The organism is Gluconobacter japonicus (genome assembly GCF_015244665.1).
GTDB classification, from domain to species: domain Bacteria; phylum Pseudomonadota; class Alphaproteobacteria; order Acetobacterales; family Acetobacteraceae; genus Gluconobacter; species Gluconobacter japonicus.
Genome location: NZ_JABCQN010000004.1, coordinates 158,161 through 171,064 on the forward strand (window position 1 = coordinate 158,161; position 12,904 = coordinate 171,064).

Below are 12,904 nucleotides of genomic sequence, written 5' to 3' on the forward strand. Positions count from 1 at the left end.
GTGTTTGGAGGTTACCATGCACGTGAGCCGTACCCGGCCCCTGCATGGGGACGAAAATATTAAGTATGGTGGTGTTCGTCCGATCTTTCGGAACTGATGACGCATAGACCGATGAATAAAAAAAGCCGAAAGGAGAAAATTCCTTTCGGCTTTTTTTGTGTCTCTGAAAATGAAGGGATTAGCGACCGGCGAAGCCCAGGAAACCGGAAGCCGGATCAGTGCTGGCACCCTTTTCATCGAAACGTGGAGCAGCCTTCTTGCGGCTTGAGGTGGCAGCGCTGCCGCCGATTGTAAGATGGCCGCTTCCGCCTTTCATCTGAACGCCACTATCCTGAACACTTGTTTCCAGACGGCCATCAGGATTGTAAGTGCGCATGGAGAGCAGCAGGAACATGATGTCGTTGCGATTCAGATCGATGGCCATGTCGAGGGGCGTCTGATCGAGAATGTTGTGCGCGTTCATGTCCGCACCGCGATTCAGGGCTTCCTTGGCCGCGTTCAGTGAACCGCGATTGACGGCATCAAACAGGGCCGTTGTCGGGTTTGTATCCGTACGGGCATGGCCGGCATCATCGTCGGAGGCTTCAGCACCAGGCAATGCTGATGGAGGCGCTGCCCGCTTGGCAGCTTTGCGGGCCTCAGCCTTTTTGGCGGATTCCTCGGCTTCCTGTTCAGCCTCTGCGTCATCGGCGTCCTGCGCATGGGCAGAGTGCCAGGGCACAAAAATTGTCGGTGTGGCTGCCAGGGCGGCAATCAGCAAAAGGCGGGGAAGGGTCAGAGGCAGTCGCATAGGGTCAATATACTGCGATCTGAAGTCCTGTGCGAGTCTCCAGAATCGTCGTCCCCAACTTGTCACACGTCGCAACATCAGCGTCCTTCCCGCCACCAGCCAAGCCCAAGACATCCAAGAGCGAGAACAAGCGCGAGCCATCCAGGGATCAGGTCCTGGGTCCGCGTTTCTCCGGCGACCGCAGCCTTGCTGACGGGAAGGCCAATCCAGCCGGATCCAGACAAATCCTGTCCGGCCTGAACCTGTCGAAGATGCGGGATTGCAAGCCCTGTCCAGTTGTGGCTGCCGCCCAAGGTGTTGGCGGTTGCTCCCATGACGGTCGCCGTTGCGCGGAGATCCTGCCGTTCCAAAGCGTCCTGAGACACGGGGCTTGCGAAAGCGACAAGGCCATCCTGCCGGATAGTCCAGATTCCGTTCCCACTGACGGGGAGCGTGCCAGTCCACAGTCCTTTTCCGCCCGTCATGGAGAGGGGTTGGGTCCGGCCATCCGGGAGTGTCACCATGGCCTGCGGTGTGATGGTCGTCTGGCCAAGAGCATGACGCTCTACAAGAAGCTGTCCATTTTCGATGCGCGCCGTTAGGCGATTTTCTTCAAGGTCTGGCTCTTTCATGAGCCAATGAGACAGGCGACGAAGCAGTTCCGCCTGTGGGCCGCCACCGCCTTCACCACGAGACCAGAGCCAGAGCTGATCAGACAGAAGCATGGCGACGCGGCCCTGTTCCACACGATCGAGTAGAAGAAGAGGAGAGCCGTCAGGCCCGCTCATCAGATTCTGCCCATGAGACTGATCAACTTTGGCAGACCGATACCAAGGCCCCCAGTCGCTGCTGTTTCCAAGACCTGTGGTGACAGGATGCGCCTTACCGAGATCTGTAAGGCCGGGGCGGAAAGGCTGGGTGACGATCCCGTCCGTTGGGACATGAGCGGGAAAAACCTGCGCCAGTGTCGTGTCCTGCAAAGACCCGTCCTGCACGAATTCCGGACCGGCCGTAACAAGCAGGCCGCCTCCCTTGCGCACATAGTCCGCAATGTTGGTGAGATACTCTTCGGGCAGGATATTGCTGTTTCGGAACCCATCCAGAATGATGAGATCAAAGCTGCGGATCTTTTCCTGGAACAGTTCCCGAATAGGGAATGGAATCAGCGCGAGATCGGAAAGCGGTGTGCCGTCATCCGTGTTGGGAGAACGCAGAATGGTGAAGTGGACCAGATCAACAGACGGGTCAGCTTTCAGAAGGCGGCGCCAGACGCGTTCGCTTTGGTTGGGCACTCCCGAAACCAGCAGGACGCGGAGCCTGTCCCGCACGCCGCGGATCCGGATGACATCAGAGTTGTTGAGTTGTGAGGCTTCACCAGGAAGGGCGGAAACAGACAAGCCAACCAGCGTTTCGCCGGGATGCTGAACGGGGACAGTGATGTCCTGTGGCTGGCCGGTCTGGATTTCGCGTGTCGCAGGTTGGGAATCGCCAGCGCGAACAGTCAGCGTGGCTGTTGTCGTGGCGGGTGATCCGAGATCGTCCACCTGAAGGCGAATGGTTGCGTTCTGTCCGACGATGGCATAGGGCGGCGTGCTGAGAATACGCAGTCTGCGGTCTGTTTCTTCTCCCTTGGCCGTCACAAGGAGATGCATCGGCAGCGTCTGCCCATTTGGGCCGTGGAAGCGCGCAGGTAGGTGCGCGGGCACGTCATGGTCCATCCCGTCCGTGACAACAATTGCACCGGCAAAGCGACCCTGCGGCAGGTCAGCATGATCTATTGCGTCGAACAGACGTGTGCCGTGCCCGTTGCCTCCGGGAACATCGACCCGGTGTAGGGTCAGGCCGGGGAGGTGGGCGGCATCCTGCATGATCTGGCTGGCTGTCTGATCAGCAAGTGCAGTTCTCTGGCCAACCTGCATGGACGGAGAGCGGTCGACAATCAGGAGCGCATCCTGAGGAACAGGTTTAAAAACCGGATGGAGCGAGCGTGGTCCAGCCATCCAGCCCAGAAGCACCAGAACGGCAAGAGCGCGCCAGATCATCCCGCGTGCGCCACGGATGAAACCGTACACTGCGCCTATGGTAATGACGGCTGCGATCGTGATGAGCAGCCAGAGTGGCAGCATGGGGGCGAGATCGAACGTCATGGTGCGTCCTCCTCGTCTTCATCCGTACTGCCTGTGTTCGCTTGTCCGTCTGGATTGTCCTGTCCCAGTCGGCGCAGCATTTCAGGGTAGTGAGCCTGATCGCTTTTGTAGTTTCCAGTCAGGGCGTAGAGCACCATGTTGACCCCAAATCGATAGGCCTGTGTGCGCTGGTCTTCTCCACCGGGCAGGACTGCATAAGGATGGTTGCCGGATGCATCGACGGCCCAGGCATGTGCCCAGTCTCCATTGCCGATAATGACCGGGCTGACGTCATCATTCGCCTCGTCCCCATTGCGGGCGACATAAACGGGCTGACCGTTGATCCGGCCCGGAAAGCCGCTGTGTAGAAGATAGAAGGTGTGTCCCAGAACGTGTTTGTCCGTCAGTTTGGCAAGGGGGGGAATGACTAGCCCATCCGTGACGCGCTTCAGAGCTGCCCGGACTGCGCCGCCGGATCCGGCATCCATATCCGTGCCTGCGCCCTGTTGATCGATCAGCAGGATACCGCCGTGATCCATGAAGGCATTCAGGGCTTTGGTCCGAGCAGCATCGGGCTGGGCATCTGCGGTAATGGGCCAGTAGAGCATCGGGTAGAACGCGAGATCATCCTTGCCGGGTGTCACGCCATCCGGATGGCCGAGAGCCGCTGAACTCCGCGCACTGGTATAATCGGACAGGCCCTGAAGGCCTTGTTTTGAGGCTTCATCCACATCGTCATGTCCGGTCAGGACATAAGCGAGGCGGGTTTCAAGGGCTGCTGGTGGAGCTGAGGCCGGGAGGGCTGGCGGAGCAATGGCTGTCTGCGCCTGTGCCTGCGGCATGGTGATCAGAACCAGTATCGCAGCTATCGGTCCGAGCAGGCCGCGGCGTCTGAGAGACAGGGCAAAGTCTACGAGTAGCACCAGAAGTCCAGCCGCCAGAAGCCATGGCCCGATCGGTCGGTCCGGATGCGCGCCATCCGGCGTAATGCGCCTACCGAGCAGTGGTTCTTCATTGAGAGGAGCAGAGTGATTGAAAACATTGAGCGCACGGGTGCCATGTGCGGGGCCGTAAAGACCCGGAGGGTGGGTCACGCTGATGCTCGTCTTTGAAAGATCGTTCCCATGAATGGAGCGTGCGGCCTCAGGTGGCATGACGAGGCCGCCCTCGCTGTCGAGCATACGCCATGGAGCAAGATCGGTTGGTCCGCTTCCGGCCACACCGGCTGAGCGTTCAATCAGGCGTTCCAGCATTTGTGGGAACAGCCCGGAAATGGGCAGGTTGGACCAGTCGGGAGATGCTGTAACGTGGAACAGGATGATTTCCCCGTTTCCTTCCGTACGGGCGGTAACAAGGGGTGTTCCGTCTGCCAGCGCGGCCCAGACATGCTCCTGAAGGCCGGTTTCAGGCTTCGCGAGGACCTGACGAGAGACGGTTACGTCCGCTGGAATGGTCAGATCGGCAAACGGGGACGAGGCCGGAAAAGGCTCCAGGGCCTGCGGTTTTCCCCAGGACATGGGGCCGCCAAGCTGGCGCATGCCGTTCATCAGCGGGACGGGAAGGAGCGGATCGGCAGAAGATGTGTCCTGCTGGGAGGACGGATCTGCGGCAAGGCCGGGACCTGCAAAGCGGATCAGCATTCCCCCGTGGCGAACCCAGTCCAGAACACGCTTGCGGGTCTGGTCGCCAGACAGCGCGCCATCTGTTGCGACCAGAACGGAAAGGGACGAACCGAGCAATGCATTCGCGTCACCGTTATGACGCTCCGACACTGTATCGAGGGCGTGGTTCAGGAAGAATGCCGAACCGATAAGAGGAGTGGTATCGCCCGGTGTCTGTAGCAGGCCGACCGGGCGGCGATGACCGGCGTCGCCGAGCAGAACGGTTGTAGCTGGTCCTGTCATACCTTCGAGCGTGAAATGATCGAGCTGGTTTCGTAGAAGAGCCGGGAGTGCGAGGGTTTTGTCCTCGCCAACCTGTGCGGGGAAGGCAGCAAGCGTGCCTCCATTGGCGGCAACCGCGCGAATCGTGACAGTGCGGGAAGGGCAGTTCAGGCCTTCAGCTTTGGCGTGAAGAGCGCCGTCGGCATTAGGGCCTGCTGACAGACGCAGGATATCGCAAGGGTTCCAGCGCATATCCTGTACGGAGCGCGATTTGCCTAACGCTGTCTGAAGGACTGCATCATCGGGGGATGCAAGCCCATCAGACAGAACGACGACATGCTTGTCAGAGAGATCAACTCTCTGGAGCAGGTCTGCAAGTGCAGCGCGATCCACGGGCCAGGAGTGTGCGTGCAGATGCTCCAGATGTTCGGACAGGGCGTGTCCATCCTGCGTCGTGAACGGTTCAGGCATGGCGCCATCTGAAGACCGGGTGGCATGAACGACCGTGACGGGGTTGCCATTGCGAAGAGCGGTTTGCCCTAAAGACAAGGCTGCCGCCACACGTTCATTCCAGTGCGGGATGGATGCCCAACCATCGTCGAGAACGATCAGGAGGGGGCCGTTCGTTGTGTCACTCGTGTGTGGAATAAAGACTGGTCGGGAGAGGCCAAAAATAACGAGGGCAACCGCCGCAATTCGCAGGATGAGCAGCCACAACGGTGAGCGCGCTGCATCTTCACGCCGGGCTGTCAGTCGCTTGAGCAGCAGCAGGGAGGGAAAGGTTTTTTCCTGCGGGGCTGGCGGCGTGGCGCGGACGAGCCACCACAGGGCGGGGAGCGCCAGCAGGCCCAGAAGCAGAAGCGGGGACAGGAAGATCATCGGCCGCCTCCCATGGCAAGATGTAGGGCTAGAAGCGCCGGGAGCGGGTCCTGTGAGGTGTCATGCATGATGCAATCCGCGTGAAGACGGCCTGCGCTGCTTTGAAGGGCGGTGAGATGCGCGGACATGGCCTGTTCGTAAGCTGGCCCGAGGCTCTCAACTGCGGGAAGGGTCAGAACGCCACCTTCAAGCCCGGAAAACCGGATACGTCCCTTCTGGTCGAGGGAGCGCTCACCGGGATCAAGAATACACAGCAGATGCGTCCGGACCGGTCGGTTGGCGCAGTGCTTGAGAACGGCATCAATCCGATCTTCTTCCCATAGAAAATCACTGATGAGGACGAGATCTGTTTGCGGCTGGATACCGTCCAGAGGGGGGAGTTCTGGTTCATCTGGTGAGGAATGGAGAAGAGCTTCACCAAGACGACCCAGCACCTGACGGCCAGCGAATGTGCGTCCCGCTTCCGGCCCCGTCAAAAGCCCGGCCTTTTCCCCCCCTCTGAGGGCGGCGCCCGCAAGAGCCAGCGTGCAGAGTTGGGCGCGTTCGCGTTTGGTGGGGAGTGTGCCAGCGGAGCGCCAGTCCATGGACGGAGACGGGTCGCACCAGACCAGCAGGGACTGTGCGTTTTCCCGCTCCCGTTCCCGCACCCAGAAGGTGTTGTCAATCGGGGACCGGGCGGATTGCCGCCAGTCAATGGTGGTTGCGGGTTCACCAGTATGATATGGCCTGAACTGCCAGAAGTCTTCGCCGCTGCCAGCCCGTCTGCGCCCATGCGTGCCAACCTGAAGGCTGGCGGCAATTTTTTCGGCATGCAGCAGAAGGGCCGGCAGGGCTAGACGCTCTGCCGGGGCGGTCATGGACTCTGAGGAGCGGCTGTTCTTGCGGGAGAACAGACTGCGGAGCGCTTCGGTGGGACTTTTCACGGGGTTCAGAGGATCGTCTGGGCCTGTTTGCGGATCAGGGCCTCGACCGTCACGCCAGAAGCTCTTGCACCGAAGCCAAGCCCGATACGGTGAGACAAGACTGGTTCAGCCAGTGCCACGACGTCATCAAGGCTTGGTGCCAGACGGCCGTTCAGAAGGGCGCGGGCGCGGGTTGCGATCATGAGGGCCTGTGCGGCACGGGGGCCTGGTCCGAAAGAAACGGCATCCCGCACATCGCTCGACGCAGAGGAATCCTCAGGGCGCAGAGACCGTGTCAGGGCCAGAATGGCATCGACGATCTTGTCTCCCACGGGCAGGCGTCGAACCAGCTTCTGGGCAGCCAGAAGGGTTGTCGCGTTCATCAGAGTGGGGGCGTGGGCGGTTGTGGCGCCCGTTGTTTGCAGAAGCATTTGACGTTCTGCATCCCGATTTGGGAAATCCAGCGGAATGCGGAGCATGAAGCGGTCGAGCTGGGCTTCCGGCAGCGGGTAGGTGCCTTCCTGCTCAATCGGATTCTGGGTCGCGAGAACGTGGAAAGGCGACGGCAGAACGTAATCCTTGCCACCCTGTGTCACGCGGTGTTCGGCCATCGCCTGAAGAAGGGCAGATTGGGTGCGTGGGCTGGCACGGTTGATTTCGTCGGCCAGAACAAGCTGTCCGAAGATCGGGCCGGGCAGGAATCGGAAGGCGCGCTGTCCGTTGGCGTCCTGATCCAGAATCTCCGCACCTGTAATGTCGGACGGCATGAGGTCAGGCGTGAACTGGATGCGGGTCGCATCAAGGCCCAGCACGCGGGACGCTGTGTTGACGAGAAGTGTCTTGCCGAGACCGGGTGCACCCATCAGAAGCGCGTGACCGCCAGAAAGGATCGTGACGAGAACCTGCTCGATCACACGGTCCTGTCCCAGCACAATTCCGCCAATAGCCTGATGGACATCGCGGAGAACGGGGGCCAGACGGTCGGCCTCGGCCACATCTGCTTCGCCCTGGAGGGTTCCGGCGGAGACGCCGGTAGAATAATGCTGCTCGCTCATATCACCAGTCTGACAGGTGTGGGGGTTTCATCAAGGCTCGATTGCACCCAACTTGGTGTGAGAAGAGAAGTTTTCATTTTAACCGGAGGGAAAATTGAGCGCGCATGATTGTCGGGATGCCTCCCGATCAGACGTTTTCCCCGCGACAGGGGCATCCGAAACCATTTCTGACGCAGGTCAAGGCAAGGGTGTGCGCCAGTTGCCCTTTCTGATCCGTCGGGATGGAACATGGCTCTATCGCGGTTCTCCGGTAACGCGGAAAGCGATGCTGTGCATGTTTTCGTCCATGCTGACCCGGGATGCGGAGGGCACGTACTGGCTGAAAACACCGATGGAAAGCGGTGTTATACAGGTGGAGGATGTGCCCTACATTGCCGTGGAAATGGACTTCAAAGGAAGCTGTGGGCGGCGTCAGACGCTCTGTTTTCGAACAAATATGGATGAACTTGTCTGCGTCGGGCCGGACCATCCGATCTCCTGTGACTGGGATCGGCCCGCTGATGACTGCGGTTCTATTCCCTATGTGCATCTGAGAGAGGGTGAGGGCGATTTTCCGATCCTTGCGCGAATCAGTCGCTCTGTTCATTTCGAACTCGCGGCGTTGGCCGTACCGGGGCATGCGGAAGGCAAACCCTGTCTGGGCGTCTGGAGTCAGGACTGTTTTTTCCCGCTTTCACGTCAGCCATGAAAGAGGCTTCGGGACTTCTGGCCCGCGTGAAGGATCGGCGCGGTCTGGATGAGGTGTGGCGTTTGTTGCCAGAGGCACGACTGGTTGGTGGGGCCGTGCGGGATCTTCTGCGTGGTGTGCCGGTTCATGACCTTGATATGGCAACCCCTGACGCTCCCGAAGATGTCCTGAGCATCCTGAAATCCGGTGGAATAAACACCATCCCCACCGGGCTGGCGCATGGCACAGTGACGGCTGTGATTCGAGGGGAACCTTACGAAATCACAACTCTGCGCCGTGATGAGGAAACAGATGGCAGACACGCTGTTGTTTCCTGGACGGGAGATTGGGCTGAGGATGCGGCGCGTCGGGATTTTACTATCAACGCCATGTCACTGGACCGGCATGACGTTCTTCATGACTATTTCGGTGGTTTAAAGGATCTTGCCGATCATCGTGTTCGGTTTGTCGGAGAGGCAGGACGACGGATTGAAGAAGATGCGTTGAGGGCGCTTAGATTTTTCAGGTTTGACGCCCGATATGGTCATGGGGAGCCTGATGCAGAGGCCTGTCAGGCGATATCGGAACGGCTGGATCTGATGGATGCGTTGTCGGCCGAACGTATTGCTTCTGAACTGCTGAGAATTCTGACTGGGCCACGGGTCGTGGAAACGCTTTCCGTTATGAAAGAAACAGGGCTTCTAGAATGCCTTGTTCCAGCTTCGGATGTTCAGGCGCTGCACAGGCTTCTGGTGTGTCAGGCTCCTGAAGATGCGCTTCTGCGGTTGTTTGCGCTTTGCCATGCAGACTGGAGTGATTTGGGGGAGCGGCTGAAACTGTCGAATGCGGATCGTGACCAACTGCGGCAGTATGCTGAAAATACGCCTGTTCTTGACACGGCCATGCTGGAAGATGATCTCCGTCGGGCTCGGTTTCGGCAGTCTCTTCCTGTTCTTCTAGGGAGAAGCTGGTTGACACAGGCTTCTGTTCTCGGTGTGCCGGATAAAGAGTGGGATCGTCTGAGGACGCGTTTGCAACACATGCCCCAGCCGGTTTTTCCATTGACTGGGCAGGATGCAAAAGACGCCGGATTGTTGCCCGGGCCTGCCATGGGAGCGTGGCTGAAGGCCGGGCAATCCTGGTGGCTGGAACAGGGCTGTCAGCCTGACAGAAAAGCCTGTCTTATGCATCTGGCGGGAGCCTCCGAAGTTCTGAAAAAATCAGACTAAAGCCGTCTGGTTTCGCAGTTTTCAAGAGGCCTGCTAAACCCCCACGCATGAGCAGAAAGACAGCCCTTGATACAGATAGCCAGATTCTGATCCGCAGGATCTGGCGGGACGAAATGCGTCATCACGTTCGTCAGATCGTGACGGTGATTGTGCTGACCGTTCTGATGGCCAGTCTGACCGCGCTGTACCCGGTCGTCATCAAGCGCGCCGTGGACATGTTTGCCGCGCAGGACCCTCGGATTTTGTATCAGGTGCCAGCGCTGGTCGTGATTGTGACCACACTGAAAGCGGCTTCCCAGTATGGGCAGACGATTGCCGTTCAGGGACTTGTTCTGACGGTGATCCGCGGGCTGCAGTCCCGCATGTTCAGACATTCCCTTCAGACTGATGTGTCACGCATTGAGCGCGAAGCCCCTGCCCAGTGGGCTGCGCGCTTTACAACGGATGCCGTTTCCATCCGTGAAGCCATGGTGCGTGTTGTGAATGCGCTGGGTGATGCCGTGACGGTCGTAGGCCTGGTGGCCGCCATGATCTGGGCTGACTGGGAACTGAGCCTTATTGCGTTGGTGTTGTACCCCGTCGCTGCTGTTCCGATCCAAAAGCTGGGCAAGAAAGTGCGTCGGGCGTCCGGCGGAATGCAGGAGCAGATTGGTGAGACGTCTGCACTTCTGAATGAAAGTTTTGCGCTGGCACGCCAGGTGCGGATTTACCGCATGGAGGACCGCGAGAGCAGTCGTGTCGACCAGTCGCTGGATCTGCTGCACACCGCGTTTCTACGCATTGCAAAAGGGCGCGCGCGTGTTGATCCGGTTCTGGAGGTTCTAGGTGGAACGGCTGTGGCTGTCGTGTTGGGGTTTGCGGGTTGGCGTGCGGCCATGGGAGGGGCAACGCTTGGGGATTTTACGGCGTTTATTACTGCTCTTCTGACAGCCGCTCGGCCCATCCGTGCGCTGGGTTCTCTCAATACGGCAATGCAGGAAGGTCTTGCCGGACTGGCGCGGGTTTTTGCCGTCATTGATGAGCCGCCTGCGGTTGTTGACCGCACGGATGCCGTGTCTTTGCCGGGCGGCAAGGGGCATCTTGTTTTTGAGCAGGCATCCTATCAGTACGAGGATGGCCGGGTGGGGCTGGCTGGTCTGACGCTTGATGTGCAGCCAGGTCAGACTGTGGCTCTCGTTGGGCCGAGCGGAGCAGGAAAATCAACGGCACTGTCCCTGATACCGCGTCTGCATGATGTGTCGGGTGGGCGTATTCTGCTTGAGGGGGTGGATATTCGGGATGTGCAGGTGGCGTCTTTGCGTGATGCGATTGCGTATGTCAGTCAGGACACCACACTGTTTGATCTTTCGCTGATCGAAAATATCTGGATTGGTCGGCCAGATGCGAGCCGTGAGGACGTAGAAGCGGCCTGCCGGATGGCGGCTGTCGATTTTGCGGACAATCTTCCGCATGGCTTGGAAACACGTGTTGGTCCAGGGGGGCGCCGTCTTTCGGGGGGGCAGAGGCAGCGTGTAGCGCTTGCGCGTGCTCTTCTGCGTGATCCCCGCGTTCTGCTTCTTGATGAAGCGACAAGTGCGTTGGATTCAGAAAGCGAGTCTCGGGTGCAGGGGGCTCTCGCAACTCTGCGGACCGGGCGCACCACGGTGATTGTGGCGCATCGCCTTTCGACGGTTCAGTCCGCAGATGTGATTGTCGTGATGGACGAAGGACGGGCTGTTGAGGCAGGGTCGCATGCCGATCTTCTGAAAAAAGACGGCCTTTATGCCCGGTTGGTGCGCAGCCAGTCGCTGGAAGCAGCCTGATAGAGGGTTTTTAGTTCTGGCAGGAGTTTTTCGTAAAGCTCCTGTTTGAAGCCCAGATTGCGTTGAAGCAGGTCTTCCGGCTCTATCCATTCCCAGAGATCAAACTCTGCAGGAAGATGCAGATCCAGCCGGATGTCGCTATCTGTTCCCTCGAAACCGAGAACAAACCATTTCTGTGTCTGCCCGCGGTATTTCCCTCCCAGTGCCCGGCCGATCAGTCCTGTTGGTAGATCATAAGTCAGCCATTCGGGACGTTCTGCCAGGACTGTCGCCCGTGTGCAGCCTGTTTCTTCTGCGAGTTCACGCAAGGCGGCAGTCCGAGGGTCTTCTCCTTCGTCTATGCCACCTTGTGGGCATTGCCAGATCTCTCCTGGCAGATCTGCGCGCCGGGCGACAAACAGCTTTCCCTCCCGGTTAAAAAGGGCGACCCCAACATTGGGACGGTAAGGGAGATTGGAAAAATCGGTCATAGGGGAGCCGTCTGAATGTCTTTGGGCTGTGCCGAGGCCTGTTCGCTCGTTGTACCATTGTCTGCCAGTGCGGAAGGCGGAACGAGAACAAAGCGGTTTGCAACGGGGCCACTGAGCCAGGTTGCAAGACGATCGATCGCTACTGGCGTCAACGGACCAACCATCAACAGGATATGTGTGGGTTTTGTACCGTCTGGAAGCAGGGCGGCAAGCTGTGCATCAAGCGTTGCGGCATCGGTGTCACCGTTGATCCATGCCGTCGCAGTCATGCCCCGGATATGACGGTCTTCCTGAGGTGATCCGCTGAGGTAAAGCAAATCATGGCTGGCGATGATGTCTTCAATCGGATGGAAACCAGGCGTGGTGGCATATCCGCCACCGGGCTGGCTGTCTCCGGCTTCGGAAGCATCAGTCAGGCCTGTTGCACCTTCTGCGCGGGACAGGCACCAGTCCAGCTCACGGCGATCATCGGCTTCGGAATTGCCATTGCCCAGTGCGTGCGGGCCTTCATCAACGTTTTCTGGATGAGCGCTCTGCATCGGCAGCGTGACAAAGATTTCTCGATGGGCTGCACGGGCGCGGGACAGGACATCCGGGAGATTGCCAATATAGGGCGATATGCCGACCGCGACCGGCGCTGGAATGCGCGAAAGCACATCGTAGGTCATGGCATCTGAATAGCCGAAGCCCTGAAGCACGATGGCAAGGGCCGTCTTCCCGGATGCTGTGATTGAATTCAGATCGAAAGTGGGTGTTTGTGCAATCGGCGGCGGCATCTGCGGAGATTTGATCGTTGGCGCCGATGGAACCGGAGCTGTGACAGGAACGGGTTTAGGTGCGGACGTATTCTGCGCCTTCTCGACTGGTATCACGGGCGGGCGCACTGAATGATTATCGGCCACTGCATCCGGTTGATGAGTACCGGGGACGGCAGGTTGGTTGTTTGCCGTGCGTACCGGGGTGGAAGGCTGGCTCTGATGCCGGAGCATCAGAGCTGCTGTCGTGCCACCTACAAGAACAAGACCCCAGAACGCGACCAGAAGGCGTCCGATAACGGGAAGACGGCTCCATCGCCCGGGGGCGCGGGGTGAAGCGGGACGGTTCTGCACGATCTGGACTGTC

General features: G+C 59.2%; 10 protein-coding genes. 3 read left to right on the plus strand and 7 right to left on the minus strand.

Features of this window, described 5'->3' with window-relative positions; all coding sequences use genetic code 11:
• Positions 1-178: 178 nt before the first annotated feature.
• The 5 genes from HKD32_RS10090 to HKD32_RS10110 form a co-directional block, all read right to left on the minus strand.
• Positions 179-790 carry an ankyrin repeat domain-containing protein gene (locus HKD32_RS10090; RefSeq protein ID WP_061932403.1) on the minus strand — a complete coding sequence of 204 codons (612 nt, stop codon included), beginning with the start codon at positions 788-790 and terminating at the stop codon, positions 179-181.
• Positions 791-867: 77 nt separating this feature from the next.
• Positions 868-2,916 (minus strand): glutamine amidotransferase, encoded by a 2,049-nt coding sequence (locus HKD32_RS10095; RefSeq protein ID WP_194257928.1) that lies wholly within the window; start codon positions 2,914-2,916, stop codon positions 868-870.
• The gene (locus tag HKD32_RS10100) at positions 2,913-5,657 is read right to left on the minus strand and encodes a DUF4159 domain-containing protein (protein WP_061932407.1); all 2,745 of its coding nucleotides are present in this window, start codon (positions 5,655-5,657) and stop codon (positions 2,913-2,915) included. Before HKD32_RS10100 ends, HKD32_RS10095 begins: the two co-directional genes overlap by 4 nt.
• Positions 5,654-6,580 (minus strand): DUF58 domain-containing protein, encoded by a 927-nt coding sequence (locus tag HKD32_RS10105; protein WP_061932409.1) that lies wholly within the window; start codon positions 6,578-6,580, stop codon positions 5,654-5,656. The genes HKD32_RS10100 and HKD32_RS10105 overlap by 4 nt, the downstream gene beginning before the upstream one ends.
• A 5-nt stretch (positions 6,581-6,585) precedes the next feature.
• The gene (locus HKD32_RS10110; RefSeq protein ID WP_061932411.1) at positions 6,586-7,614 is read right to left on the minus strand and encodes an AAA family ATPase; all 1,029 of its coding nucleotides are present in this window, start codon (positions 7,612-7,614) and stop codon (positions 6,586-6,588) included.
• Positions 7,615-7,708: 94 nt separating this feature from the next.
• Here HKD32_RS10110 and HKD32_RS10115 point away from each other — a divergent pair, with 94 nt between their 5' ends.
• From HKD32_RS10115 to HKD32_RS10125, 3 genes are read left to right on the plus strand one after another with little or no spacing between them, the layout of a single operon-like run.
• Positions 7,709-8,302, plus strand: a complete 594-nt coding sequence (locus tag HKD32_RS10115) for a DUF1285 domain-containing protein (RefSeq protein WP_061932413.1) — start codon at positions 7,709-7,711, stop codon at positions 8,300-8,302.
• Entirely contained in the window at positions 8,299-9,510 is a 1,212-nt protein-coding gene (locus HKD32_RS10120) for a CCA tRNA nucleotidyltransferase (protein WP_061932415.1), read from the plus strand. The genes HKD32_RS10115 and HKD32_RS10120 overlap by 4 nt, the downstream gene beginning before the upstream one ends.
• 47 nt (positions 9,511-9,557) lie before the next feature.
• Positions 9,558-11,312: an ABC transporter ATP-binding protein gene (locus HKD32_RS10125; RefSeq protein ID WP_061932417.1), complete on the plus strand. Its 1,755-nt coding sequence runs from the start codon at positions 9,558-9,560 to the stop codon at positions 11,310-11,312.
• Here the strand turns inward: HKD32_RS10125 and HKD32_RS10130 are convergent.
• Complete coding sequence (locus tag HKD32_RS10130; protein WP_010502056.1) at positions 11,270-11,782, minus strand: RNA pyrophosphohydrolase; 513 nt, start codon at positions 11,780-11,782, stop codon at positions 11,270-11,272. The genes HKD32_RS10125 and HKD32_RS10130 overlap by 43 nt on opposite strands.
• On the minus strand, positions 11,779-12,891 hold the full coding sequence (locus HKD32_RS10135) for a divergent polysaccharide deacetylase family protein (protein WP_061932419.1): 1,113 nt from the start codon (positions 12,889-12,891) through the stop codon (positions 11,779-11,781). The genes HKD32_RS10130 and HKD32_RS10135 overlap by 4 nt, the downstream gene beginning before the upstream one ends.
• Positions 12,892-12,904 lie beyond the last annotated feature (13 nt).

What these genes read in the sequence shown, in the direction of transcription:
- HKD32_RS10090 (WP_061932403.1), bottom strand. Translation starts at nt 790, where the DNA reads ATGCGACTGCCTCTGACCCTTCCCCGCCTTTTGCTGATTGCCGCCCTG.
- HKD32_RS10095 (WP_194257928.1), bottom strand. Translation starts at nt 2,916, where the DNA reads ATGACGTTCGATCTCGCCCCCATGCTGCCACTCTGGCTGCTCATCACG.
- HKD32_RS10100 (WP_061932407.1), bottom strand. Translation starts at nt 5,657, where the DNA reads ATGATCTTCCTGTCCCCGCTTCTGCTTCTGGGCCTGCTGGCGCTCCCC.
- HKD32_RS10110 (WP_061932411.1), bottom strand. Translation starts at nt 7,614, where the DNA reads ATGAGCGAGCAGCATTATTCTACCGGCGTCTCCGCCGGAACCCTCCAG.
- HKD32_RS10120 (WP_061932415.1), top strand. Translation starts at nt 8,299, where the DNA reads ATGAAAGAGGCTTCGGGACTTCTGGCCCGCGTGAAGGATCGGCGCGGT.
- HKD32_RS10125 (WP_061932417.1), top strand. Translation starts at nt 9,558, where the DNA reads ATGAGCAGAAAGACAGCCCTTGATACAGATAGCCAGATTCTGATCCGC.
- HKD32_RS10130 (WP_010502056.1), bottom strand. Translation starts at nt 11,782, where the DNA reads ATGACCGATTTTTCCAATCTCCCTTACCGTCCCAATGTTGGGGTCGCC.